The sequence below is a fragment of the Bacillus sp. SDLI1 genome (genome assembly GCF_001553895.1).
Classification (GTDB): Bacteria; Bacillota; Bacilli; order Bacillales; family Bacillaceae; genus Bacillus; species Bacillus siamensis.
The window spans coordinates 3,895,733-3,919,494 of record NZ_CP013950.1; the positions used below are offsets into that span (position 1 = coordinate 3,895,733).

Annotated in this window: 29 protein-coding genes; 27 read left to right on the forward strand and 2 right to left on the reverse strand. The window is 46.9% G+C overall.

The features are described from left to right. On the reverse strand, positions 1 to 354 hold the full coding sequence (locus AUL54_RS18960; protein WP_016939172.1) for a helix-turn-helix domain-containing protein: 354 nt from the start codon (positions 352 to 354) through the stop codon (positions 1 to 3). Positions 355 to 529: 175 nt separating this feature from the next. Between AUL54_RS18960 and AUL54_RS18965 the strand changes: the two genes are divergently transcribed. The 24 genes from AUL54_RS18965 (at position 530) to lysA (ending at position 20,717) form a co-directional block, all read left to right on the forward strand. Then, a complete protein-coding gene (locus AUL54_RS18965; protein WP_016939171.1) occupies positions 530 to 1,519 on the forward strand; it encodes a type I asparaginase in 990 nt (329 codons plus the stop codon). A 36-nt stretch (positions 1,520 to 1,555) separates the two neighbouring features. After that, a complete protein-coding gene (aspA, locus tag AUL54_RS18970) occupies positions 1,556 to 2,983 on the forward strand; it encodes an aspartate ammonia-lyase (RefSeq protein WP_003153322.1) in 1,428 nt (475 codons plus the stop codon). Positions 2,984 to 3,123: 140 nt separating this feature from the next. Continuing rightward, positions 3,124 to 4,530: a Na+/H+ antiporter NhaC gene (gene nhaC / locus AUL54_RS18975; protein ID WP_060964853.1), complete on the forward strand. Its 1,407-nt coding sequence runs from the start codon at positions 3,124 to 3,126 to the stop codon at positions 4,528 to 4,530. Between the two features lie 12 nt (positions 4,531 to 4,542). Then, positions 4,543 to 5,856, forward strand: coding sequence for an NAD-dependent malic enzyme (locus tag AUL54_RS18980; RefSeq protein WP_060964854.1), 1,314 nt, complete (start codon positions 4,543 to 4,545; stop codon positions 5,854 to 5,856). A 111-nt stretch (positions 5,857 to 5,967) separates the two neighbouring features. After that, positions 5,968 to 6,258 carry a hypothetical protein gene (locus AUL54_RS18985; RefSeq protein ID WP_060964855.1) on the forward strand — a complete coding sequence of 97 codons (291 nt, stop codon included), beginning with the start codon at positions 5,968 to 5,970 and terminating at the stop codon, positions 6,256 to 6,258. 56 nt (positions 6,259 to 6,314) lie between these two features. Next, a complete protein-coding gene (locus tag AUL54_RS18990) occupies positions 6,315 to 6,542 on the forward strand; it encodes a hypothetical protein (RefSeq protein ID WP_060964856.1) in 228 nt (75 codons plus the stop codon). 76 nt (positions 6,543 to 6,618) lie between these two features. Then, entirely contained in the window at positions 6,619 to 7,263 is a 645-nt protein-coding gene (spoIIM, locus tag AUL54_RS18995) for a stage II sporulation protein M (RefSeq protein ID WP_016939166.1), read from the forward strand. A 112-nt stretch (positions 7,264 to 7,375) separates the two neighbouring features. Next, positions 7,376 to 7,825: a ferric iron uptake transcriptional regulator gene (gene fur / locus AUL54_RS19000; protein WP_016939165.1), complete on the forward strand. Its 450-nt coding sequence runs from the start codon at positions 7,376 to 7,378 to the stop codon at positions 7,823 to 7,825. A 114-nt stretch (positions 7,826 to 7,939) separates the two neighbouring features. Continuing rightward, positions 7,940 to 8,167, forward strand: a complete 228-nt coding sequence (locus AUL54_RS19005) for a YqzK family protein (protein ID WP_003153331.1) — start codon at positions 7,940 to 7,942, stop codon at positions 8,165 to 8,167. Between the two features lie 7 nt (positions 8,168 to 8,174). Further along, on the forward strand, positions 8,175 to 9,065 hold the full coding sequence (gene xerD, locus AUL54_RS19010) for a site-specific tyrosine recombinase XerD (RefSeq protein ID WP_045925501.1): 891 nt from the start codon (positions 8,175 to 8,177) through the stop codon (positions 9,063 to 9,065). Positions 9,066 to 9,234: 169 nt separating this feature from the next. Next, positions 9,235 to 10,419 carry a phosphopentomutase gene (gene deoB / locus AUL54_RS19015; protein ID WP_016939163.1) on the forward strand — a complete coding sequence of 395 codons (1,185 nt, stop codon included), beginning with the start codon at positions 9,235 to 9,237 and terminating at the stop codon, positions 10,417 to 10,419. Positions 10,420 to 10,430: 11 nt separating this feature from the next. Next, positions 10,431 to 11,249, forward strand: a complete 819-nt coding sequence (locus AUL54_RS19020) for a purine-nucleoside phosphorylase (protein ID WP_060964857.1) — start codon at positions 10,431 to 10,433, stop codon at positions 11,247 to 11,249. 136 nt (positions 11,250 to 11,385) lie between these two features. After that, complete coding sequence (locus AUL54_RS19025; RefSeq protein ID WP_045925499.1) at positions 11,386 to 12,555, forward strand: D-alanyl-D-alanine carboxypeptidase family protein; 1,170 nt, start codon at positions 11,386 to 11,388, stop codon at positions 12,553 to 12,555. A 95-nt stretch (positions 12,556 to 12,650) separates the two neighbouring features. Beyond that, positions 12,651 to 13,004 carry an anti-sigma F factor antagonist gene (gene spoIIAA / locus AUL54_RS19030; protein ID WP_016939160.1) on the forward strand — a complete coding sequence of 118 codons (354 nt, stop codon included), beginning with the start codon at positions 12,651 to 12,653 and terminating at the stop codon, positions 13,002 to 13,004. Further along, positions 13,001 to 13,441 carry an anti-sigma F factor gene (gene spoIIAB, locus AUL54_RS19035; RefSeq protein WP_060964858.1) on the forward strand — a complete coding sequence of 147 codons (441 nt, stop codon included), beginning with the start codon at positions 13,001 to 13,003 and terminating at the stop codon, positions 13,439 to 13,441. Before spoIIAA ends, spoIIAB begins: the two co-directional genes overlap by 4 nt. Before the next feature lie 11 nt (positions 13,442 to 13,452). Continuing rightward, positions 13,453 to 14,220 carry an RNA polymerase sporulation sigma factor SigF gene (gene sigF / locus AUL54_RS19040; RefSeq protein ID WP_003153348.1) on the forward strand — a complete coding sequence of 256 codons (768 nt, stop codon included), beginning with the start codon at positions 13,453 to 13,455 and terminating at the stop codon, positions 14,218 to 14,220. Positions 14,221 to 14,346: 126 nt separating this feature from the next. Further along, positions 14,347 to 14,967, forward strand: a complete 621-nt coding sequence (locus AUL54_RS19045; protein WP_016939157.1) for a stage V sporulation protein AA — start codon at positions 14,347 to 14,349, stop codon at positions 14,965 to 14,967. After that, complete coding sequence (locus AUL54_RS19050; RefSeq protein WP_007409413.1) at positions 14,957 to 15,382, forward strand: stage V sporulation protein AB; 426 nt, start codon at positions 14,957 to 14,959, stop codon at positions 15,380 to 15,382. The genes AUL54_RS19045 and AUL54_RS19050 overlap by 11 nt, the downstream gene beginning before the upstream one ends. A gap of 12 nt (positions 15,383 to 15,394) precedes the next feature. Further along, positions 15,395 to 15,847, forward strand: coding sequence for a stage V sporulation protein AC (gene spoVAC, locus AUL54_RS19055; RefSeq protein ID WP_007612334.1), 453 nt, complete (start codon positions 15,395 to 15,397; stop codon positions 15,845 to 15,847). 11 nt (positions 15,848 to 15,858) lie between these two features. After that, positions 15,859 to 16,875, forward strand: coding sequence for a stage V sporulation protein AD (spoVAD, locus tag AUL54_RS19060; protein ID WP_016939156.1), 1,017 nt, complete (start codon positions 15,859 to 15,861; stop codon positions 16,873 to 16,875). Continuing rightward, a complete protein-coding gene (gene spoVAE / locus AUL54_RS19065) occupies positions 16,876 to 17,226 on the forward strand; it encodes a stage V sporulation protein AE (protein ID WP_045510891.1) in 351 nt (116 codons plus the stop codon). 3 nt (positions 17,227 to 17,229) lie between these two features. Then, positions 17,230 to 17,838: a stage V sporulation protein SpoVABEA gene (locus AUL54_RS19070; RefSeq protein WP_101605449.1), complete on the forward strand. Its 609-nt coding sequence runs from the start codon at positions 17,230 to 17,232 to the stop codon at positions 17,836 to 17,838. Next, positions 17,792 to 19,273, forward strand: coding sequence for a spore germination protein (locus AUL54_RS19075; protein WP_045925497.1), 1,482 nt, complete (start codon positions 17,792 to 17,794; stop codon positions 19,271 to 19,273). Before AUL54_RS19070 ends, AUL54_RS19075 begins: the two co-directional genes overlap by 47 nt. A 124-nt stretch (positions 19,274 to 19,397) precedes the next feature. Next, the gene (lysA, locus tag AUL54_RS19080) at positions 19,398 to 20,717 is read left to right on the forward strand and encodes a diaminopimelate decarboxylase (RefSeq protein WP_060964860.1); all 1,320 of its coding nucleotides are present in this window, start codon (positions 19,398 to 19,400) and stop codon (positions 20,715 to 20,717) included. Between the two features lie 45 nt (positions 20,718 to 20,762). Here the strand turns inward: lysA and AUL54_RS19085 are convergent, their stop codons facing one another. Further along, on the reverse strand, positions 20,763 to 21,665 hold the full coding sequence (locus tag AUL54_RS19085) for a DUF1002 domain-containing protein (protein WP_060964861.1): 903 nt from the start codon (positions 21,663 to 21,665) through the stop codon (positions 20,763 to 20,765). A 283-nt stretch (positions 21,666 to 21,948) separates the two neighbouring features. On the opposite strand from AUL54_RS19085, the gene AUL54_RS19090 reads away from it, so the two are divergent. The 3 genes from AUL54_RS19090 (at position 21,949) to lepB (ending at position 23,678) form a co-directional block, all read left to right on the forward strand. Next, positions 21,949 to 22,380, forward strand: a complete 432-nt coding sequence (locus AUL54_RS19090) for a peptidylprolyl isomerase (protein ID WP_038463262.1) — start codon at positions 21,949 to 21,951, stop codon at positions 22,378 to 22,380. Positions 22,381 to 22,530: 150 nt separating this feature from the next. Then, entirely contained in the window at positions 22,531 to 23,022 is a 492-nt protein-coding gene (locus AUL54_RS19095; RefSeq protein WP_060964862.1) for a CcdC protein domain-containing protein, read from the forward strand. 80 nt (positions 23,023 to 23,102) lie between these two features. Beyond that, on the forward strand, positions 23,103 to 23,678 hold the full coding sequence (gene lepB, locus AUL54_RS19100) for a signal peptidase I (RefSeq protein ID WP_045925495.1): 576 nt from the start codon (positions 23,103 to 23,105) through the stop codon (positions 23,676 to 23,678). The last annotated feature ends 84 nt before the right edge of the window (positions 23,679 to 23,762 follow it).

Consider the following 23,762-nt stretch of genomic DNA (forward strand, 5'->3'; position numbering starts at 1 on the left):
TTAGCGGAGCTCCTCCTGTACCTTTTTTTTCGTGCGGACAAACGCAATCAATTCGATGATTTCATCCTGATTAAGCGGCTCCCCGTCAACGGTGAGTGTGCCGCGGCCTTGTGCGGCTTTTGTTAATTCGATGGTCTGGGCAAACGGCTCCGCCTTTTTTTCAGTGCGCCCCAGTAAATCGTCGCACGTCGTGTCAAACAGATCGGCAAGCGTGCCCAGCGCTTCGAATGACGGGCGCCGGTAGCCTGATTCATACCCGGCGTATGTGCTTTTTGCGATGCCGAGCCGGTCAGCCGTATATTGAAGAGACCAATTTTTCTTTTTTCTCAGTTCAGTTAAACGATCTAAATTCATATTCAAAACCGCTCCTTTTCACTTGAGCAAAATTATATCATATCGATGTGTAAAAGTGTACGCGAATTGAATAATAATCACTTGATTAATTTCATTCGTCTGTCTATAATTTGATTAAAAGTATGCGAAAAGCGAATGCTTAAACATCTTGAGAAATGATGAAGAGGTGCAGGGTATGAAAAAATTATTGCTGTTAACAACCGGAGGAACGATTGCCTCAGTCGAAGGAGAAAACGGGCTTGCACCCGGGGTAAAAGCAGACGAATTGTTAACCTACGTATCAAAACTTGATAACGATTACACGATGGAGACCCATTCGTTAATGAACATCGACAGCACCAATATGCAGCCTGAATACTGGGTCCAAATAGCTGATGCTGTCAAAGAAAAATATGACGCGTACGACGGGTTCGTCATCACGCACGGCACAGACACAATGGCTTATACATCAGCGGCGCTGTCTTATATGCTTCAGCATGCCGATAAACCGATCGTCATTACGGGTTCGCAAATCCCGATTACATTTCAAAAAACCGATGCCAAAAAAAATATTACGGACGCGATCCGCTTCGCATGTGAAGGGGTGGGCGGCGTATACGTCGTATTTGACGGCAGAGTCATTCAAGGCACCCGCGCCATTAAATTAAGAACGAAAAGCTATGACGCATTTGAGAGCATTAACTACCCGTATATCGCGTTTATTACCGAAAACGGAATTGAATACAACAAACACGTGCACATGCCAAAGGACGACGCCTTTACGGTGAACACTTCACTTTGCACGGACGTGTGCCTGCTCAAGCTTCATCCGGGGCTTAAACCGGAAATGTTTGACGCGTTAAAGGGTATGTACAAAGGAATCGTCATTGAAAGCTACGGCAGCGGCGGCGTGCCGTTTGAAGGAAGAGACATTCTCGCCAAAGTCAATGAAATGATTGAAAGCGGCATTGTCGTTGTCATTACGACACAATGTCTTGAAGAAGGAGAAGACATGAGTGTCTATGAAGTCGGACGGAGAGTCAATCAAGATCTCATCATCCGTTCAAGAAATATGAACACAGAAGCCATCGTGCCGAAATTAATGTGGGCGCTCGGCCAGTCTCACAATTTGGCCGAAGTCAAAAACATAATGGAGACACCGATCGCAGACGACGTTGTACTGTAAAAAAGACCACCATCAAAGAGAAAGTAGGGTTTTAGCATGACAAACGCGCAAAAAGAATATCGTCAGGAAAAAGATTTCCTCGGAGAAAAACAAATTGAAGCTGATGTGTATTACGGAATCCAAACGCTGCGCGCGAAAGAAAACTTTCCGATTACCGGCTACCGCATCCATGAAGAAATGATTAATGCGCTCGCAATCGTCAAAAAAGCGGCGGCGCTTGCCAATATGGATGTAAAGCGCCTCTATGAAGGAATCGGCAACGCGATTGTCCAGGCCGCAGACGAGATTCTTGAGGGTAAATGGCATGACCAATTCATCGTCGATCCGATCCAAGGGGGAGCCGGAACGTCCATGAACATGAATGCCAACGAAGTAATCGGCAACAGAGCGCTTGAAATCATGGGACATAAAAAAGGTGAATACATTCATCTCAGCCCAAACACACATGTCAATATGTCACAATCGACAAACGATGTGTTTCCGACGGCGATTCATATTTCTACCTTAAAACTTCTGGATAAGCTCCTTGATACAATGGCGCATATGCTGAGTGTCTTTAAAGATAAAGCGAAACAATTTGATTCTGTCATTAAAATGGGACGCACACACCTTCAGGACGCTGTGCCGATCCGTCTCGGACAGGAATTTGAAGCATACAGCCGCGTGCTTGAGCGTGATATAAAGCGAATTAAACAATCCCGCCAGCATCTGTATGAAGTAAACATGGGAGCAACGGCTGTAGGTACGGGACTTAACGCTGATCCGCGCTACATAGAACAGGTTGTAAAGCACCTGGCTGACATCAGCGGACTGCCTCTTGTCGGCGCCGGCCATTTGGTTGATGCCACTCAAAACACTGATGCTTATACGGAAGTTTCAGCCGCGTTGAAGGTATGCATGATGAATATGTCTAAAATCGCCAACGATCTGCGCTTAATGGCCTCAGGTCCGCGCGCGGGACTTGCGGAAATTTCACTGCCCGCCCGTCAGCCGGGATCATCCATTATGCCGGGGAAAGTCAACCCTGTAATGGCAGAGCTGATTAACCAAATCGCCTTCCAGGTCATTGGGAATGACAATACAATCTGCCTCGCTTCAGAAGCGGGCCAGCTGGAGCTTAACGTAATGGAGCCGGTGCTCGTATTTAACCTGCTTCAATCTATCAGTATTATGAACAACGGTTTCCGATCATTTACCGATCATTGTCTGGCGGGGATTGAAGCCAACGAAAAACGCCTGAAGCAATACGTGGAAAAAAGCGTCGGCGTTATTACAGCGGTCAACCCGCACCTTGGATATGAGGCAGCTGCGCGAATTGCCCGTGAAGCAATCATGACGGGGCAATCTGTAAGAGATCTCTGTCTCCAAAACGATGTACTGACAGAAGAAGAATTGGATATCATTTTGAATCCGTATGAAATGACAAAACCGGGGATTGCCGGAAAAGATCTTTTAGAAAAATAAATTTTGAAGCAACAACAGCCGCCTTTTCACGTTTTTCAGTGAATAGGCGGTTGCCATACAAAGGGATGAGGAAGTATAGTATAATTTGTTATATCATTTGATGAAAGCGTTTTAGCTTTTTCTTCTAGGGGGATTTTTTTGTGAAAGAGGTCAGATTGCCAAATTTATTGGAAATTATTATCTTATTATTCGGGTTTTTAGCGCTTGTTTTGTCATTCACAGTGTTTTTAGACCTGCCGATCCAGCTTGCTCTCTTTATATCCTGGTTTATCGCTATTATTCTCGGAATCAGGCTGGGACATTCATATAAAGACTTGCAGTCATCCATTGTCACCGGGATATCAAACGGTCTTGAAGCCGTTCTGATCCTAGTTTCAGTTGGTGCCCTTATCGGGACATGGATTGCCGGCGGCGTTGTGCCGACGTTAATTTATTATGGTTTAGAGTTTATTAATCCTCATGTGTTCCTGCTTGCTACATTGGTTATTTGTTCCGTTATGTCCGTTGCGACCGGGACGTCCTGGGGAACCGTGGGAACGGCGGGAATCGCCATGATTGCCATCGGAGAGGGAATGGGCATACCGCTTCCAATCGTAGCGGGGGCCGTTTTGTCCGGCGCTTACTTCGGGGACAAGCTTTCACCGCTGTCTGACAGTACGGTGCTTGCCTCCACGCTTTCTAAGGTGGATGTGCTGTCACACGTCAGAGCGATGATGTATCTGTCCATTCCGTCCTATATCATTACGGCCATTCTTTTTACCGTAACGGGATTTATATACGGCGGAAAAAATATTGATCTTGATAAAGTGGAATTTTTAAAGTCTGCATTGCAGAAAACGTTTGATATTCATATATGGATGCTTATCCCGGCGGTTGTCGTCGTCGTCCTTCTGATTTTGAAAAAGCCGTCTATGCCCGTCATCGTCATCGGTGCCTTGCTTGGCGCCATCTGGGCTTCTGTTTTTCAGGGAATGAATTTTGCCAGTGCCCTCGCGACTGCTTACAATGGTTTTTCCATTAAAACGGACGTCGAATTTTTAAATGGCCTGTTAAACCGCGGAGGCATCACCGGCATGCTGGATACGTTGGTCGTTATTCTTTTCGGTCTCGGTTTTGGAGGAATTCTCGAGAAGCTCGGCGTATTAAAAGTGATTGTCTCAACTTTTGAGAAAAAACTGACCACACCGGGAAATGTAACGCTTTCGACGCTGATCGTCGCCCTTTTAGCAAACATTTTCGGCTGTGCGATGTATGTGTCATTGATACTGACGCCGAAAATTATGGAGAACAGTTATGATAAACTGAAACTTGACAGAAGAATTTTATCCCGGAATGCCGAGGTGGGCGGCACGCTTACTTCAGGGATGGTGCCATGGTCTGACAACGGCATCTATATGGCCGGCATTCTCGGCGTCTCAACGTTTTCTTATCTGCCGTTCATGTGGCTCAGTTTTGTATCTATCGGACTGGCCATATTGTACGGATACACGGGTAAATTCATTTGGTACACGAAAGAAAAATCCTTGCAATCTCAAAAACTGGGTTAGGGGGGTTATTTTATGATTACAAAGCATATGATTCGGACGTTAATGATAGAAACGCCGACTGTTCCCGGAAATCTGGGAAAAGTGGCAACGGCCATCGGAGTGATGGGCGGAGATATCGGAGAAGTTGAAACCGTTAAAGTCGGCCCGAACTACACCATGCGCAACATTACGGTGCAGGCTGAAAATGATGAGCAGCTGCAGGAAATCATTCAAGCCATTGAAGCTCTCGGTGAAGGCATCCGCCTTCATACCGTCTCAGATGAAGTGCTCTCTGCTCATGAAGGCGGAAAAATTCAGATGAAAAGCAAAATGCCGATCCGGACACTGGCTGAGCTTGGCCGTGTTTATACGCCGGGCGTGGCCGATGTGTGCAGACTGATCGAAAGCGAGCCTGAAAAAGCATCCATCTATACGACCATCAGCAATTCTGTCGCCATTGTCACCGACGGAACGGCGATTCTCGGTCTCGGCAACATCGGCTCTGTCGCCGGAATGCCCGTAATGGAAGGGAAGGCAGCGCTTTTTGACCAGCTGGCAGGCATCAGCGGTATTCCGATTTTGCTTGACACCTCTGATCCGGAAGAAATCATCCGCACGGTAAAACATATTTCTCCGGGATTCAGCGGAATTCTGCTTGAAGATATCGGTTCGCCTCACTGCTTTGACATTGAAGACCGCCTGAAGGAAGAATTGGACATTCCGGTTATGCACGACGACCAGCACGGCACGGCGGTCGTCACTCTCGCCGCCGCCATTTCCGCTTGTAAAAGCGCAGGTCTTGATTTAAAAGAAGCGAAAGTCGGCCAGATCGGTCTTGGCGCGGCGGGCGTCGCCATCTGCCGCATGTTTATGGCATACGGAGTCAAAGCGGTCTGCGGAACGGACAAGTCAGAAGAAGCAATGAACCGCCTCGCTCAATACGGAGGTCAGCCGCTTGAAAGCATTAAAGATTTAATGGACACGTGTGACATTGTGATCAGCACCACAGGAGTTCCGGGGCTCATTAAAAAAGAGGATGTCAGAAAAGGACAAGTCATTCTGGCTTTATCTAATCCGAAGCCGGAGATTGAACCGGAAGAGGCGCTGCAGGCCGGAGCCGCTTATGCAGCCGACGGCCGTTCAGTCAATAATGTTCTCGGCTTCCCGGGTATTTTCCGCGGCGCGCTGAACGCCAAAAGCAAGAAAATTGACCATGGAATGCTTGTGGCGGCCGCTGAAGCCATCGCTTCTTGTACGAAACACGGTGATCTTGTGCCTCAGCCTTTGGACGCGGACGTGCATCAGGCCGTATCGGCAGCTGTAGAGCGGGCCGCGGCGGGAAAATAAATAACGCTCACAGCACCGGATATGTATCCGGTGCTTTTTTTATCATGAATAGGAAGCGGAATTCTTTGGCAGGCTAACAAATAGCAAAAGACGGAATAAAGAGGTGTCAATGTGGATTATTTTCCGCTGATCCATACAAATATTTGGGATGCTGTGATCGGCGTGCCGGTCGTCTTATGCGTCACACAGCTGATCAAAGTGTTCTGCAGGGTTCCAGGCATATTCGTTCCCACGATTGCCCTTGTTGTCGGAAATATTGTGTCTATCGTTTTCGGTCACCACGAACACGTGTATGAGGGGAGTTTTATGGGATTCTTTTACGGATACGCCGCAATGGGGAGTTTTTCATCTGCCAAAACATCTCTGCGCGCTTACCGGTCGAAACATGAGCCGTATTCATGAACACATCTGGCTTTTTTTGTTATGATAGAGAAAAGGCGAAAAGGAGCGATTGGCACATGGCGAAAAGCAAAGCGAAAAAATTGCGGGAGCATCTCAGAAGAAACGGGATGCGTGACGCAGTCTTATCAAGGGGGGCGGCGCCGTCCTTCAGCACGCATGAAAGAGTGACAAAAACCAAAAAAGACAGGCTGGAGAGAATAAAGCATAAAAAAAGGAATCCCCATGATCACCGGAGTGATGGCGGGGATTCTTTTTTTTGCCGGAATCTCGGAGCCTTTCTATGATTTCTCTGTCATGTTTTCTCTTTTCTTTCATACAATCTACTAAATCAAGTCAATAGATTAGCGGGAGGAAAGCGGTATGAGGAAACAATCGTACAAAGAACTGTTTTTTCGCCATATGAAGGATCATCTGTCACTTTATATATTTGTGTTTGTCTTGTTTTTAATGGGTGTCATTTTCGGCGCGATCATTGTCAACAGCATGACAATCACGCAGAAAGAAGATTTGTATTATTATTTAAGCAAATTTTTCGGACAGCTGTCTGACGGAAAACATGCCGGCGCCTCAGACATGTTTTGGCAGGCCGTCTTTCATGATGTGAAATATTTGGGACTGATGTGGATTCTGGGTATTTCCGTAATCGGTCTCCCGGTGATTTTCATCATGGTGTTTTTGAAAGGAATCGTCGTCGGTTTTACGGTCGGATTTTTAGTGAATCAAATGGGGATGAACGGATTTTTCCTGTCCTTCATCTCGGTGCTGCCGCAAAACATCGTTCTCATTCCGGCATACCTTATCATGGGGACATGCTCTATCGCTTTTTCGCTGAAACTGATCCGGCAGCTGTTTGTCAAACGAAGCCTCCACGACACGCCGATCCAATGGTTCGGACGCTACGCCTTCGTGCTGATTCTCATCATTTTCTTCTCGGTCATCGCTTCACTGCTGGAAGCATATGTGTCTCCGCTGTTTATGGAAAAGCTTTCATCACGGATCTTTTAGAATAATTATCACAAAATAATACTTTTATTTATCAGTTTGTAATAATTATAGTTGGAACTCTGCGCGTATTTTGTTATAATGGGTCATGGAATGCGGCGTAGGAGGGAAAGACATGGAAAACCGTATTGATCGAATTAAAAAGCAGCTGCACTCGTCAAGCTACAAGCTTACGCCACAGCGTGAAGCAACGGTAAGAGTGCTGCTTGAAAATGAAGAAGACCATTTAAGCGCAGAAGATGTATACCTCCTCGTAAAAGAGAAATCTCCTGAAATTGGTCTCGCTACAGTATATCGTACATTAGAATTATTAACAGAATTAAAAGTCGTTGATAAAATTAACTTCGGGGACGGCGTATCCCGCTACGACCTTCGCAAAGAGGGCGCGGCCCACTTCCATCATCATCTGGTGTGCATGGAGTGCGGAGCCGTCGATGAAATTGAAGAAGATCTGCTTGAAGACGTTGAAGAAGTGATTGAACGTGATTGGAAATTTAAAATTAAAGATCATAGATTGACTTTTCACGGAATCTGCCACCGCTGCGGCGGGAATGAAACAGAATAAAAGCCTATGAACCTTTTCTGCCAGGAAAGGGTTTTTTGCTGTTTTTATGTATAAAAGCCTTTGAAATTGGCATAAGGTGTACTAACAGCCGCCAAAGAAAGGATCGATCGAAAGATGGGCAGATTCCTAAAAACAGCCGCGGATACGATCAAAGTGTTTATTCTGTTCACAGGTTTTACCGCGCTGTTCTATTATGCTATGATATGGGTGAATTCAGAGTATGAAAACTATCATCGGTACGATAAACCGGAAGGCTCCGCCGTCAAAGTGGCCAAAACGGAACATGAGGAGAAGGACGGCTGGTTCGGCCGGTTGATCTTTTTTTACCAAAACGGGGAGTAGATCAAGAGTGAAGGATCAAATTAAGGATTTCATCCATTATGTGAGGGTTGAAAGAGGGCTGTCCCAAAATACGATGATGTCCTATGAGCGTGATCTGAAAAGTTATTCTCTATTCTTAACTGAAACCCTTCAGATCACTTCTTGGAATGATGTGACCCGTCTTCATATTATTCAATATTTAAAGCATTTGAAGGATTCGGGGAAATCAGGGAAGACGTCTGCCAGGCATTTGGCGTCAATCCGGTCTTTTCATCAATTTCTGTTAAGGGAGAAAGCCGCGGATAAAGATCCTTCGGTACATATTGAAACACAAAAAACAGAGCGGGCCCTCCCAAAAGTGCTGGCGCTGAACGAAGTAGAGCGGTTATTGGACACGCCTAAGCTTGACAGCCCGTTCGGTCTCAGGGATAAAGCCATGCTCGAATTGCTGTATGCAACCGGCATCAGGGTCAGCGAGATGATTGAGCTGAAATTATCTGACGTTCATTTGACGATGGGATTTGTCCGCTGCTTCGGAAAAGGCCGGAAAGAGCGGATTGTGCCGATCGGTGAAGCCGCCTCCCATGCGATCGAAGCATACATCGAAAAAGCCAGAGGGAAATTATTAAAGAAAAATGTGACCGAAGCGCTTTTTCTGAATCATCACGGCAGGCAGATCAGCCGTCAGGGATTTTGGAAAAACCTGAAGAAAATCGCCCTTGAGGCAGGCATTAAAAAAGAACTAACACCGCACACGCTCCGGCACTCTTTTGCAACGCACCTGCTTGAAAACGGGGCGGATCTGCGCGCCGTGCAGGAGATGCTCGGACATGCCGATATTTCCACGACGCAAATTTACACGCATGTGACGAAAACAAGGCTGAAGGACGTGTACAAGCAGTATCATCCGCGCGCCTAGGAGCCGCTGGCAAAGGTGCCGCGGCTTTTTTCTGTCCGATTGGCGGAATACAGAGAAGGTTCTTATTATTTGAATAGGCATTGTCAACAAGAATGTAAACGGTTTATACTTGAGTTGTCTGACCTCTGTAAGCTAAAATGGACAGATGGAAGAAAAGGAGGCTTTTATGATGTCTGAATACAAATATAAACGTGTGTTTTTGATCGTAATGGATTCGGTCGGAATCGGTGAAGCGCCGGACGCCGCCGATTTTAATGATATAGGCGCAAATACGCTCGGACATATCGCAGAGCACATGAACGGTTTACATATGCCCCATATGGCACAGCTCGGTCTCGGACTAATCGGAGACATTAAGGGTGTGGAAAAAACGGAGCAGCCTCTGGCGTACTACGGTAAAATGCAGGAGGCGTCAAACGGAAAAGATACGATGACGGGGCACTGGGAGATTATGGGCCTCTACATTGAAAAACCGTTTAAAGTATTCCCGGAAGGATTTCCGGATGAGCTTCTTCAGGAACTTGAAAAGCGTTCCGGACGCAAAATCATCGGGAATAAGCCGGCTTCAGGGACGGCGATTCTGGACGAGCTTGGAAAAGAACATATGGAAACGGGTGCACTGATCGTTTATACATCAGCAGATTCCGTTTTGCAGATTGCGGCTCACGAAGATGTCGTTCCGCTTGACGAGCTGTACAGCATCTGTGAAACAGCCAGAGAACTGACGCTTGATCCGAAGTACATGGTCGGCCGGATTATCGCAAGACCGTTCATCGGAGAACCGGGCAGCTTCAAACGCACGCCGAACCGCCATGATTATGCGCTCAAACCGTTCGGCCGCACGGTAATGAACGGAATGAAAGACAGCGGATTAGACGTCATTTCCATCGGTAAAATTTCTGATATTTACGACGGAGAAGGCATCACATCTTCCCGCCGCACGGTATCTAACATGGATGGCATGGACAAAGTGATTGAAACGCTCGGTGAAGATTTTACGGGCCTGAGCTTTGCCAACCTCGTTGATTTTGATGCGCTGTACGGACACCGCCGTGATCCGGAAGGGTACGGAAAAGCGCTTGAGGAATTCGACGCAAGGCTTCCGGAAGTGTTTGAAAAAATGAAAGAGGACGATCTGCTCATCATCACGGCGGATCACGGCAATGATCCTGTCCATCACGGGACGGACCACACGCGGGAGTATGTGCCGCTTCTTGTCTACAGCAAAAAGCATAAACACACTGAACAGCTGCCGCTTGCGGATACATTTGCCGATATCGGCGCCACCATTGCGGATAATTTCAAAACGGAAAAGCCGGAATACGGAAAAAGCTTTTTATCAAGATTACAGTAGGGGGACTTTTTTTGAAACAAAAGATCGAACGTGCTGCTGCATTTATTAAAGAACACGTGAAAGAAACACCGAAGATCGGTCTGATTTTAGGTTCAGGGCTCGGCGTATTGGCTGATGAAATTGAAGGAGCTGTCAAGCTTACATATGAAACGATCCCTGATTTTCCGGTCTCAACGGTAGAAGGCCATGCCGGCCAGCTTGTGATGGGAACGCTTGAAGGTGTGCAGGTCATCGCGATGCAGGGCCGCTTTCATTATTATGAAGGCTACTCAATGGATCAGGTAACGTTCCCGGTCCGCGTGATGAAGGCGCTCGGCATTGAATCTCTCATCGTGACGAACGCAGCGGGCGGTATCAACACTGACTTCCGCGCCGGTGATCTGATGATTATTACCGACCATATCAACTTTACGGGCACCAACCCGCTAATCGGTCCGAACGAAGCGGAATTCGGAGCCAGATTCCCGGACATGTCAGAAGCCTATGACAAAGAGCTTTCAGGCTTGGCTGAAAAAACGGCGGCTGAGCTTGGCATCGCTGTTCAAAAAGGTGTGTACACGGCTGTTACGGGGCCATCTTACGAAACGCCGGCTGAAGTCCGGTTTTTAAGAACGATGGGGTCTGACGCTGTCGGAATGTCGACCGTGCCGGAAGTCATCGTCGCCAACCACGCGGGAATGCGCGTGCTCGGCATCTCGTGCATTTCCAACGCGGCAGCCGGCATTCTTGACCAGCCGTTATCCCATGATGAAGTAATGGAAATGACGGAAAAAGTAAAAGGCGGCTTTTTGAAGCTTGTAAAAGCCGTAGTCGCACGATCTCAAAACTAAATCAGCATAGATCAGCTGTTTCTTCGGAAGCAGCTGTTTTTTTATGTCCTCAAAACGAAACATTTTCCATATGAGGCGTATAAAACCACCGGGCTTGGAAAAAATAAAAAGGATTATGAAATGGAGGGCTTTGGAGATGAAACGTCTTATATCCACTTTGTTGATTGGCATTTTAATAACCGCATCAGCACCGTCCGCTTTTGCAAAGCCGGACGGAAAACATACATCGGAGCTCGCTCATGAAGCCAAAAGCGCCGTGCTGATTGAACGCGATACGGGAAACATTCTTTACAACAAGAACAGCCGGGAGCGTCTGGCGCCGGCGAGCATGACAAAAATCATGACCATGCTTTTAATTATGGAAGCGCTTGACAAAGGAAACATTAAGATGAGCGATAAAGTCAGGACGAGTGAGCATGCCGCATCCATGGGCGGATCGCAGATTTTCCTCGAACCCGGTGAGGAAATGACGGTAAAAGAAATGCTCAAAGGAATTGCGATAGCTTCCGGAAATGACGCATCCGTCGCGATGGCAGAGTATATCGCCGGTTCGGAAGAGGATTTCGTCAATCAGATGAACAAAAAAGCAAAAGAATTGGGATTGAAAGATACCTCCTTCAAAAACCCGACGGGATTGCCTGAAAAAGGCCACTACAGCTCTGCTTATGACATGGCGAAAATGGCGAAGGAATTATTGAAGTATGATAAAATCACTCAATTTACGGGAACGTATGAAGATTATTTAAGAGAAAACACAGACAAAAAGTTCTGGCTCGTCAATACAAACCGGCTGATCAAATTTTATCCGGGTGTTGACGGCGTGAAAACGGGTTTTACAGGCGAAGCAAAGTATTGTTTAACCGCCACCGCTAAAAAAGGAAATATGAGGGTCATCGCAGTCGTTTTCGGAGCCAGCACTCCGAAAGAAAGAAATGCCCAAGTGACAAAAATGCTTGATTATGCCTTCAGCCAGTTCAAAACACACCCGCTGTATAAACGGAATCAAATCATCGGAACGGTAAAAGTGAAAAAAGGAAAACAGAAATTGATCAAGCTGACCACATCTGAACCGATTTCCCTCCTAGCCAAAAAGGGAGAGAACATGGACAAAGTAAAAAAAGAAGTGAAAATCAACAGCAATATAACGGCCCCGGTTAAAAAAGGGGAGGTGCTAGGCAGCCTCGTGCTGAAAAAAGACGGAAAAGTGCTCGTTGAAAGCCCGGTTACGGCAAAAGACGACATGGAAAAAGCGGGTTTTCTCACTTTTCTGAAGCGGACGATGGGAGATTGGACAAAATTTAAATAATCGTGGCGAACGGTCACTAGTTTTGTCATAGTGAAGGAATTGCTTTCCCGAAAATCGAAACACTCATTATCCGATCATATCAAGGAGGAATGAGCATGAGCCTTGGAATTGACTTGCATGTCAAAGAATCCGTGCTTTGTATTCGATTAACTGGTGAACTCGATCACCATACGGCAGAATCATTAAAACAAAAGGTTGCTGAATCGCTGGAGGCTGACGGCATCCGTCACATCGTGCTGAACCTTGAAGATCTTTCCTTCATGGACAGCTCCGGCCTCGGCGTGATTTTAGGACGTTATAAACAAATTAAACAGCTCGGCGGAGAAATGGTCGTGTGCGCGATTTCGCCTGCGGTGAGACGTCTGTTTGACATGTCGGGCCTGTTTAAAATCATCAGGTTCGAACAATCAGAACAAAAAGCGCTTTTAACGCTGGGGGTGGCATCATGAAAAACGAGATGCATCTTGAATTTTCAGCCCTCAGTCAGAATGAATCGTTTGCGCGTGTAGCGGTTGCTTCTTTTATCGCGCAGCTCGACCCGACGATGGACGAGCTGACAGAAATCAAAACCGTCGTATCAGAAGCGGTAACAAACGCAATCATCCACGGCTATGAAGAAAACTGCGACGGAAAGGTGTACATCTCCGTTACCCTAAAGGATCATGTCGTCTATCTGACCATACGTGACGAAGGCCTCGGGATCACGGATCTTGAGGAAGCGCGCCAGCCGCTCTTTACGACAAAACCCGAGCTTGAGCGCTCCGGAATGGGCTTTACCATTATGGAAAACTTCATGGATGATGTCTCGATTGATTCCTCGCCGGAGATGGGGACGACGATACGCTTAACAAAACACCTATCAAAAAGCAAAGCGCTTTGTAATTAAGGAGATTTGTTATGGATGTGGAGGTTAAGAAAAACAGCAAAAACGCGCAGCTCAAGGACCATGAAGTCAAAGAATTGATCAAAAAGAGCCAAGAGGGCGACCAGCAGGCAAGAGACCTCCTCATAGAAAAAAACATGCGTCTTGTATGGTCCGTCGTGCAAAGGTTCTTAAACAGGGGCTATGAGCCGGACGATCTGTTTCAGATCGGCTGTATCGGGTTGTTAAAATCCGTTGATAAATTCGATTTGTCCTATGATGTCCGTTTTTCAACTTATGCCGTGCCGATGATTATCGGAGAAATCCAGCGCTTCATCCGGGATGACGGAACCGTCAAAGTATCAAGATCTTTAAAAGAGCTCGGCAATAAAATCCGCCGGGCGAAAGATGAACTGTCAAAAACATACGGAAGAGTGCCGACCGTCCAGGAAATCGCTGACCACCTGGAGATTGACGCGGAGGACGTGGTGCTTGCGCAGGAAGCGGTGCGGGCGCCTTCGTCCATTCATGAAACGGTGTATGAAAATGACGGAGACCCGATCACCCTGCTCGATCAGATCGCCGATCATTCAGAAGAGAAATGGTTTGACAAAATCGCTCTCAAGGAAGCGATCAGTGATTTGGAAGAACGGGAAAAGCTCATTGTCTATCTGAGGTATTACAAGGATCAGACGCAGTCGGAAGTAGCCGAACGGCTCGGGATTTCACAAGTTCAGGTATCGAGGCTGGAGAAAAAAATATTGAAGCAGATTAAAGTGCAGATGGATCATACGGAAAGCTGACCTTTTACAGGCCGGCTTTTTTTATTTGCGCCTGAATGGTAATTTATGGTCTTTTGCCGCTGATGAATGAGAACAAAAGTGAACCACATACTACATATATAACCACCCGAAAGATGGTGATGCAAGATGGAAAGACGAATATTTCTCAGACTTCGCCACCGCGTGAAGGCTCATACCGGAGATATCATTACAGTCGGTGACGCCGCCCAGATCGCAGGGCAGCAAAAGCTGAAAAAAAAACTGTCGGCACTGCCGCTGTATCAGATCACGAAAAAAGACAAAAATATCGTCGTGCTGGACATCATAAAAGTGCTGAAGGCCATTCATACCGCTTTTCCCGCTCTTGATGTGCAGACCGTCGGCGGCGCTGAAACGATAGTGGAAATCCATTACCAGAAAAAGCAGCTGTCAGCCGTTTTGTTCGTCGGTGTCTGGCTGCTGCTTTTTATCGGTTCATGTCTCGCCATTATGAATTTTCATGAAGATGTCAGCATGAGAGAAGTTCATATCGCCTTATATGAAATCATAACGGGCAGGCGCAATGAGTATCCGTACCTGCTTCAGATTCCGTACAGCATCGGCCTCGGTCTCGGGATGATCGTCTTTTTTAATCACATCTTTAAAAAACGCCTGAATGAAGAGCCAAGCCCGCTGGAGGTCGAGATGTTTAATTATCAGCTTGATCTCGATCATTATGTCGCAATACACGAAAACGAAGAGACGATGAAAGATCTGCATGATCGTTAGCATTCTTTTCGTTATGTTTGTCGGGCTTGGCGGCGGGCTGACCGTGGGAGCGGGCTTTGTGGCTTTTTTAACCGTTATGGGAATCATCCCCCGCCTTATGCAGCTGACAAAAACCATGCGCTTTGTACAGGCCTACGAAGGAGCTGTTATTTCCGGGGCGGTGTTCGGCGGCTGGGAAACCTTAAATATGAATCATTTTTTTTTATCTGAATGGCTTGCCGTTCCGGTCGGACTTCTGGCCGGCATGTTTGTCGGCATGCTGGCCGCGGCGCTTACAGAAGTGCTGAACGTGCTTCCCATTCTTGCCAAACGGATCGGTTTCGGGAGCAAAATCATCATTTTGCTGATGGCTATCGTGTTCGGCAAAATAGCCGGCTCATTATTTCATTGGCTGTATTTTATCCATCATTCATAAGGAGGAACAGACGTGACAAACTTAAAAGAAAATTACAAAACAAAAGTGAAAGACTATCAGCCGAAACCGCCATACGTATGGAATTGTGTCAAAGCCTTTCTGATCGGCGGTTTGATTTGTCTGATCGGGCAGGCTCTTCAAGATTTTTACATCCATTTTTTTAATTTTAATGAAAAAACAGCGGGAAACCCGACGTCCGCCACTCTTATTTTAATTTCCGCCCTCTTGACCGGATTCGGCATTTATGACAGGCTCGGTCAGTTTGCCGGAGCGGGTTCAGCCGTGCCGGTGACGGGATTTGCAAACAGTATGACAAGCGCGGCTCTGGAACACAGAAGTGAAGGGCTTGTGCTCGGTGTAGCGACAAACATGTTTAAACTGGCGGGAAACGTCATTGTATTCGGCGTCGTGGCAGCCTATATCGTAGGGCTGATACGGTTTGCTTGTGAAAAACTGTTTTCATAGGAGGAGAAAAAATGAAATTGACCGGAAAGCAAACCTGGGTGTTTGAAAACCCGTTATTTATAAATGCGGCGGGAACGGCAGCCGGACCGAAAGAAAAAGACGGCCCGCTCGGCTCGCTGTTTGATAAAACATACGATGAAATGCATTGCAATCAGAAAAACTGGGAAATGGCGGAACGTCAATTAATGGAAGATGCCATCAACTCCGCTTTGCAAAAACAGAATTTGAAAAAGAGCGACATCGATTTGCTACTCGCAGGCGATCTTTTAAATCAAAATGTGACGGCCAATTACGTCGCAAGACATCTGAAAATTCCGTTCCTCTGCCTGTTCGGCGCCTGCTCGACGTCAATGGAAACGGTCGCCGTCGCATCCGCGCTTATTGACGGCGGTTTTGCAAACCGGGCGATTGCAGCGACGAGCAGCCATAATGCGACGGCTGAAAGACAATTCCGTAATCCGACGGAGTATGGCGGGCAAAAACCGGATACCGCCACGTCAACGGTCACAGGGGGCGGGGCGGTCATCATCAGCCAAAACCCTTCTGATATCCGGATTACAAGCGCGACAGTGGGAAAAGTAAGCGACCTCGGAATTACAGACCCGTTTGATATGGGCTCAGCCATGGCGCCCGCTGCGGCCGATACAATCAAACAGCACCTGAAGGATTTGAACCGCACGGCGGATGATTACGATCTGATTTTAACGGGAGACCTTTCAGGCGTAGGCTCGCCGATCTTAAAAGATTTGCTTAAGGAAGAAGGCTATCCCGCGGGAACGAAACACGATGACTGCGGTCTTCTCATCTATACGCCGGATCAGCAGGTGTTTGCGGGCGGAAGCGGCTGCGCCTGCTCCGCGCTCGTTACGTACACACATATCTTTAATCAACTGAAATCGGGCTCTCTTAACAGGGTTCTCGTTGTCGCGACAGGAGCGCTTTTAAGTCCGACAATGATTCAGCAGAAGGAAACCATTCCGACCATCGCCCACGGTGTGGTATTTGAGCGAGCGGGAGGTGCATCATAAATGGAATATCTGTGGGCTTTTGTTTGCGGAGGAATCATATGCATTATCGGTCAGCTGCTGCTGGACATTTTTAAACTGACACCCGCCCATGTGATGACAACCTTTGTCGTCATCGGCACCTTATTAGACGGGTTCGGAATTTATGATAAATTTATCGAATTCGCAGGCGCGGGCGCGACGGTTCCCATCGTCAGCTTCGGGCACAGCTTATTGCACGGCGCCATGCATCAGGCTCACGAGCATGGATTTATCGGAATCGGCATGGGGATTTTTGAACTGACCTCCGCCGGTATATCTTCAGCGATTCTATTCGCATTTCTTGTAGCCGTTATTTTTAAACCGAAAGGATAATGTCTGATGACGAAACGGAAGGTCATCCTTGTGACAGACGGAGACGTATACGCCGCCAAAACGATTGAATATGCCGCGGAAAAAGCAGGCGGACGATGTATTTCCCAATCAAAAGGCAATCCGTCAACCAGAACCGGTCCGGAACTCGTTCAGCTGATTAAAGCCGCGCCGCATGACCCGGTGTTTGTCATGTTTGACGATTCCGGCCTGCAAGGGGAAGGGCCGGGCGAAACGGCGCTGAAATATGTCGCCTCACATCAAGACATTGAAGTGCTTGGGGTAATTGCGGTCGCTTCTAAAACCCATCAGGCTGAATGGACAAAAGTCGATGTCTCCATTGACCGTGATGGAGAAGTGACGGAGTTTGGCGTCGATAAAACCGGAATGAGAGAAATGGACGAGCACAGAATGAACGGAGATACGGTGTATTGTCTTGACAAACTGGACGTTCCCCTCATTGTGGGCATCGGCGATATAGGAAAAATGGGAAGAAAAGATGACATATCCAAAGGCTCGCCGATCACGATGAAGGCTGTCGAATTCATTTTAGAAAGGAGCGAATATCATGCCGGAAAAACCGGAAAACATGATAAAGGTATACCGGGATCCTAGAAAAAATGAACAATTTTTTAAAGACCGCGTCGGTATGGGGACGAGCTACGATATCGGAGTCCGCAAAGTTCAAGTATTAGACCGGGAAGTCCAGATTTACTTTGTCAATGGGTTAACCGATACATTGTTTATCATTCATTTAATAGAACAGCTCGTCGATGTCAATAATTATGACGAGAACGCGGATGAAGCGCTTGATGTTGTTGAAAACAGGCTTGTGAACCAGCAGGTCCAAAAAGTCAAAACGCTCGACGAAGCGACGGATCAAGTGCTTTCCGGACTTGTGGCCGTTATCGTAGAAGACGCCGGTTTCGCCTTCGTCGTTGACGTCAGAAATTACCCCGGACGCACACCCGAAGAACCGGATACAGAGAAGGTCGTTCGCGGGGCCAGAGACGGATTTATCGAAAGTATCGTCATTAACACAGCGTTAATCAGAAGAAGGATCAGAGACGAAAGGCTCCGCGTCAAAATTACGAAAGTCGGCGAGCGTTCTAAAACGGATCTTGCCATTGTGTATATAGAGGACATCGCGGATCCGGACCTTGTCAGCATCGTCGAAAACGAAGTGAATGCGATTGACATTGACGGACTGACGATGGCTGATAAAACAGTGGAAGAATTTATCGTCAAACAAGGCTACAACCCGTTTCCGATGGTCAGATACACGGAGCGTCCTGATGTGGCCGCCAATCATATTTTAGAAGGGCACGTCATTATCGTCGTCGATACGTCACCGAGCGTGATCATAACGCCCACAACGATTTTTCACCACGTTCAGCATGCGGAAGAATACAGACAGGCGCCTTCTGTCGGAACATTTTTAAGATGGATCAGGTTTTTCGGTATTATCGCTTCAACTGTTCTGCTTCCGATCTGGTTCCTCTTTGTTCTCGACCCGTCACTTCTGCCTGAAAGATTGGATTTTATCGGCTTAAATAAAAATACGCACATTCCGATCATTCTGCAGATCTTTCTGGCTGATTTGGGGATTGAGTTTCTCAGGATGGCCGCGATCCATACGCCGACCGCTTTATCGACTGCTATGGGCCTGATAGCGGCGGTGCTGATCGGACAAATTGCCATAGCGGTGGGGCTGTTTTCCGCCGAAGTGATTCTGTACGTATCGATCGCCGCCATCGGATCATTTACCACGCCGAGCTATGAACTCAGCCTCGCCAATAAAATGATACGTCTCATCTTAATGGTGCTCGTGGCCATTTTTAAAGTAAAAGGCTTTGTTATCGGCTTTACATTGCTGCTGATTTTAATGGCGGGTATCCGCTCGTTTCATACGCCGTATTTATGGCCGTTTTTACCGTTTAACGGAAAGGCGCTGTGGCAGGTGCTTGTCAGGACGACAGTGCCGGGAGCGAAAGTCAGACCGAGCATTGTTCACCCGAAAGACCGTCAAAGACAGCCAAGCGGTTCATAATCGCATTGAAACCGACAGAAGATTATGATATTGTATGTCTTAACTTATGCGGGACTTGTATAAGGACAGCTCAAAAAAAGCTGTCCTTTTCACCCATATGCGGATCAGAAAGAGGGAATGAGCATTGTTCTTACATGGCACAAGCAGACAAAACAAACTAGGTCATCTGGAAATCGGAGGTGTGGATGCCCTGTATTTAGCGGAGCATTACGGCACGCCTCTTTATGTTTATGACGTGGCTTTAATACGTGAGCGCGCTAAAAGCTTTAAACAGGCATTCATTGACGCGGATTTAAAAGCGCAGGTCGCATACGCGAGCAAGGCGTTTTCCTCCGTTGCAATGATACAGCTTGCTGAGCAGGAGGGGCTCTCACTGGACGTTGTATCCGGCGGAGAGCTGTTTACGGCGGTTTCGGCTGGTTTTCCGGCTGACCGGATTCATTTTCACGGCAATAACAAAAGCAGAGAAGAATTGAAAATGGCGCTCGATCATCAAATCGGCTGCATCGTCGTTGATAATTTTTATGAAATATCCTTACTCGCGGAACTGTGCAGCAAATCAGGGCGCACCATGGATGTGCTTCTGCGGATCACCCCGGGAGTAGAGGCGCATACGCATGATTATATTACGACCGGACAGGAAGATTCCAAATTCGGTTTTGATCTGCATAACGGGCAAATAGAAAAGGCGATTGAGCAAGTGCTGCAGTCAGACCATATCCATCTTCTCGGCGTTCACTGCCACATCGGATCACAAATTTTTGATACGGCGGGCTTTGTGCTGGCCGCCGAAAAAATCTTCGCAAAACTGAGTGAATGGAGAGAATCTTTCGGCTTCGTTTCTGAAGTGCTGAATTTAGGGGGCGGCTTCGGCATCCGCTACACGGAAGAGGATGAACCTCTTCATCCTGCCGTCTACGTTGAAAAAATAATCGAAGCGGTAAAAGAAAACGCAGCGCTGCATGCTTTTGACATTCCGGAAATATGGATTGAACCGGGGCGCTCGCTCGTCGGCGACGCCGGAACGACGCTTTATACCATCGGCTCGCAAAAAGAAGTCCCCGGCACCCGTAAATATGCAGCGGTTGACGGAGGAATGAGCGACAATATCCGTCCTGCGCTTTATCAGGCCAAATATGAAGCCGTTTCGGCAAACAGAATCGGAGAACACCACGACACGACGGTGTCCATCGCAGGTAAGTGCTGTGAAAGCGGCGATATGCTCATCTGGGATATAGAACTTCCGGAAGTGAAAGAAGGCGATCTTCTCGCCGTCTTCTGCACAGGAGCATACGGGTACAGCATGGCTAACAACTACAACCGCATTCCGCGGCCTGCCGTCGTATTTGTGGAAGACGGCGAAGCGCATCTTGTCATTAAAAGGGAAACCTATGAAGACATCGTAAAGCTGGATCTGCCGTTTAAGACGGGGGTCAAACAATAAATAAAAAAAGAGACCGGGACAATGGAGTCCGGTCTCTTTTTTGTCTCAGCTGTTTGAAGAAGCTGATCCGCTGTCTCCTGTAAATACAGACACGATCGCATTCCAAATTGAAGCGAAGAAATCAATGACTTTTTGAATAAAGCTTTTGCCTTCATCGGATTGAATGAACTTTGTGATTTTGTCTTTTGCCTTATCGAGCTGATTGCCGACTTGGCCCCAATCAATCTTGGCATTTTTCATTTTATTAAACAATGAAACTAACTGGTCTTTTTGAGCGTCAGTCAGTGTAATGTTAAGGTTTGATGCCGCATCATCGACTTTTTTCCCGATTCCTTCTTTTGTATCAGGCACACCATTTTTCGCGAAATCGTCTTTAATGTTTGCGATAAGCGCGGAGGCGTTTTTATCTCCGATTTTTTCCCCGAGATTTGAAGTTGTGACAAGCTCTTGGTTGGCGACCTGTTTTACGTCTTCTGAAATCGCTTTGTCTGATGAAACTTCATACGCTTTAATGATTCCCGTCAATGCGGCGGTTCCTGATACCTCAAACGGCGCCGTCACGTATACTTTTGCATCTTTCACGCCTGCTGTCATCAGGGCGTTTAAGTACATCTCATCCGTAATGGAATCAATATTATGGGTTTGGACGTCAAGTCCGGACCCTTTCTTTTCCACCGTGATGGATGATGAAGAAATGGCTCTTGTGCCGATTTGGGCATTCGATATATATTTTCCCAGATATTCATGTTCTTCTTTATTAGTGACCGTCACCTTTGTCGCGTTATCAGGGACATTTAATTCGTCAAGCACTTTCTGACGGTCTGCGTTTGACAGATCTGCCCCCAGTGTGACGATAACATCTCCGACTGCGGCATCGGCCAGGCTGATTTTCGGTATTGTGCACAATACTGCGGCCGCCGCCAGCAATCCAATCCACATTTTTTTCAAAGCGGTTAACCTCCTTCTTTTCACAAATGCCGTTTTGAAGCGGTTTGTGAGGGACTGCGTGAAGCAGTTCCGTTACATAGACGGCTGTGAAGCTGTTCTGGTTTCATTTTCTTTCTTTGGAAGCGGGGAGATTCGTTTTCCGGCTGAAGGTGTGGTATAATAGCCGCGAAAAGAAGAGCAGACGCATCTTCCTTCAAAAGAATATCAAAAAGAAAGCCGGCTTACAATTGAAATTCATATTGAAGAAGGCTTTGACAAAAAACATATGGAAGTAGGAATGAGAATGAAAACTGGTTACATCGAAATGGAGAACGGCAGCAGAATCGAATTTGAACTTTACCCGAATGAAGCGCCTAATACAGTCGCTAACTTTGAAAACCTGGCGAATACAGGCTTCTACGACGGCGTTATTTTTCACCGCGTGATTCCGGGCTTTGTCAGCCAAGGCGGAGATCCGACTGGGACAGGCATGGGCGGAAGCGGAAAAACGATCAAATGTGAAACAGAAGGCAATCCGCATAAGCACGAAGCCGGTTCTTTATCAATGGCGCATGCCGGTAAAGACACGGGTTCAAGCCAATTCTTCATCGTACATGAGCCGCAGCCGCATTTAAACGGCGTTCATACTGTATTCGGAAAAGTGACAAGCGGTTTAGAGCATGCGAAAAACATGTCTAACGGAGACAAAATGAAAGAAGTCCGTGTAGAAGGTTAATGACGGAAAAACCCGCCTTTTGGAGGCGGGTTTTTTTATGTATATGAAAATTCTCATGTGTAAATCATGAAAAAATACATATATGAACTTCCGCGGTCACTCTGGTATAGTGTAAAAGACCGATTACAACAATGAAAAGAGGTAAAAACGTTGGTTCAATTGGCAACCGTTTTATTTGTCATTATCATTATCGCACTTATCTTTTGGTTCAGATTAAAAAAGGGAAACAGGCCGATTAAAGGCGGCGGCTTCGGCATCATTCTCCCGCTTTTGATTATCGCCGTCATTTTTTCATTGAGCATCAGCCAGCTCATGAATATCCCGGGAAAGCCGTTTCATCTTCCCGCTGTTTGGGAGCTCGCCATCGCCGGGCTGTTAGGCGCGGTATTTGGCGCCATCATGCTGTCGCAAACCGCATATGAAATCCGGGAAGACGGCTTTGTGTACTCTAAGCGGAATAAAAACTTTAAATATGTCATTATCGCGATTATTGCGATCCGTATCGTGCTCAGTCAATATTTCAAAAACATTGACGCGACGGAATTTGCCGTTTTAACAATGGAGCTTGCTTTTGTGTATTTGTGCATTTGGCGGATCGGAAGCTTCGTAAAATACCGTAAAATCAGCAGATCCGGCTTATAAAATGAAAAAAATGGATGAGGTGCGGGGCTTATTTGCCCTCTGTGCAGGGATTCATGGTAAAATAAAAACGACCATGGCTAATGGGAGGAAATCACTTGAAATCAGAAAAAGAAAAAACTTCTAAAAAAAGCGCCGTACTTGATTGGGCGAAAGCCATTATCATCGCTGTCGTTCTCGCATTGCTCATCCGCAACTTTTTATTTGCTCCTTATCTCGTTGACGGAAGATCAATGGAACCGACGCTGCATGACCGCGAGAGAATCTTTGTTAATATGACGGTCAAATACATAAGCGACTTCAAACGCGGCCAGATCGTCGTTCTGAACGGAGAAAACGAACACTATGTCAAACGGATTATCGGACTTCCCGGCGACACGGTGCAAATGAAAAACGACCAGCTGTACATCAACGGCAAAAAAGTGTCCGAACCGTATTTAGCGGCAAATAAGAAAAAAGCGAAGCAAGACGGCTATGACCGGCTGACGGAAGACTTCGGCCCGGTGAAAGTGCCGGACGACAAATATTTCGTCATGGGTGATAACCGCAGAGAATCTATGGACAGCCGCAACGGCCTCGGTCTTTTTACGAAAAAACAAATCGCGGGCACATCAAAATTCGTCTTCTTCCCGTTTAACGAAATCCGCAAGACGAAATAAACCGTACGGCAGTTTTCTTTATAAGAAAACTGCTTTTTTTATATAAATTAATCTCCCTACCCACAAAAACAGAACATAAATTCG

Excerpts from the sequence above, each read along its gene's own strand:
- lepB (WP_045925495.1), top strand. The coding sequence starts at position 23,103 with ATGGGAGGAAATCACTTGAAATCAGAAAAAGAAAAAACTTCTAAAAAA.
- spoIIAA (WP_016939160.1), top strand. The coding sequence starts at position 12,651 with ATGAGCCTTGGAATTGACTTGCATGTCAAAGAATCCGTGCTTTGTATT.
- AUL54_RS19050 (WP_007409413.1), top strand. The coding sequence starts at position 14,957 with ATGATCGTTAGCATTCTTTTCGTTATGTTTGTCGGGCTTGGCGGCGGG.
- spoVAD (WP_016939156.1), top strand. The coding sequence starts at position 15,859 with ATGAAATTGACCGGAAAGCAAACCTGGGTGTTTGAAAACCCGTTATTT.
- sigF (WP_003153348.1), top strand. The coding sequence starts at position 13,453 with ATGGATGTGGAGGTTAAGAAAAACAGCAAAAACGCGCAGCTCAAGGAC.
- AUL54_RS19045 (WP_016939157.1), top strand. The coding sequence starts at position 14,347 with ATGGAAAGACGAATATTTCTCAGACTTCGCCACCGCGTGAAGGCTCAT.
- AUL54_RS19090 (WP_038463262.1), top strand. The coding sequence starts at position 21,949 with ATGAAAACTGGTTACATCGAAATGGAGAACGGCAGCAGAATCGAATTT.
- AUL54_RS18965 (WP_016939171.1), top strand. The coding sequence starts at position 530 with ATGAAAAAATTATTGCTGTTAACAACCGGAGGAACGATTGCCTCAGTC.
- AUL54_RS18990 (WP_060964856.1), top strand. The coding sequence starts at position 6,315 with ATGGCGAAAAGCAAAGCGAAAAAATTGCGGGAGCATCTCAGAAGAAAC.
- fur (WP_016939165.1), top strand. The coding sequence starts at position 7,376 with ATGGAAAACCGTATTGATCGAATTAAAAAGCAGCTGCACTCGTCAAGC.
- AUL54_RS18960 (WP_016939172.1), bottom strand. The coding sequence starts at position 354 with ATGAATTTAGATCGTTTAACTGAACTGAGAAAAAAGAAAAATTGGTCT.
- spoIIM (WP_016939166.1), top strand. The coding sequence starts at position 6,619 with ATGAGGAAACAATCGTACAAAGAACTGTTTTTTCGCCATATGAAGGAT.
- AUL54_RS19005 (WP_003153331.1), top strand. The coding sequence starts at position 7,940 with ATGGGCAGATTCCTAAAAACAGCCGCGGATACGATCAAAGTGTTTATT.
- deoB (WP_016939163.1), top strand. The coding sequence starts at position 9,235 with ATGTCTGAATACAAATATAAACGTGTGTTTTTGATCGTAATGGATTCG.
- spoIIAB (WP_060964858.1), top strand. The coding sequence starts at position 13,001 with ATGAAAAACGAGATGCATCTTGAATTTTCAGCCCTCAGTCAGAATGAA.
- AUL54_RS18980 (WP_060964854.1), top strand. The coding sequence starts at position 4,543 with ATGATTACAAAGCATATGATTCGGACGTTAATGATAGAAACGCCGACT.
- spoVAE (WP_045510891.1), top strand. The coding sequence starts at position 16,876 with ATGGAATATCTGTGGGCTTTTGTTTGCGGAGGAATCATATGCATTATC.
- AUL54_RS19075 (WP_045925497.1), top strand. The coding sequence starts at position 17,792 with ATGCCGGAAAAACCGGAAAACATGATAAAGGTATACCGGGATCCTAGA.
- aspA (WP_003153322.1), top strand. The coding sequence starts at position 1,556 with ATGACAAACGCGCAAAAAGAATATCGTCAGGAAAAAGATTTCCTCGGA.
- AUL54_RS19025 (WP_045925499.1), top strand. The coding sequence starts at position 11,386 with ATGAAACGTCTTATATCCACTTTGTTGATTGGCATTTTAATAACCGCA.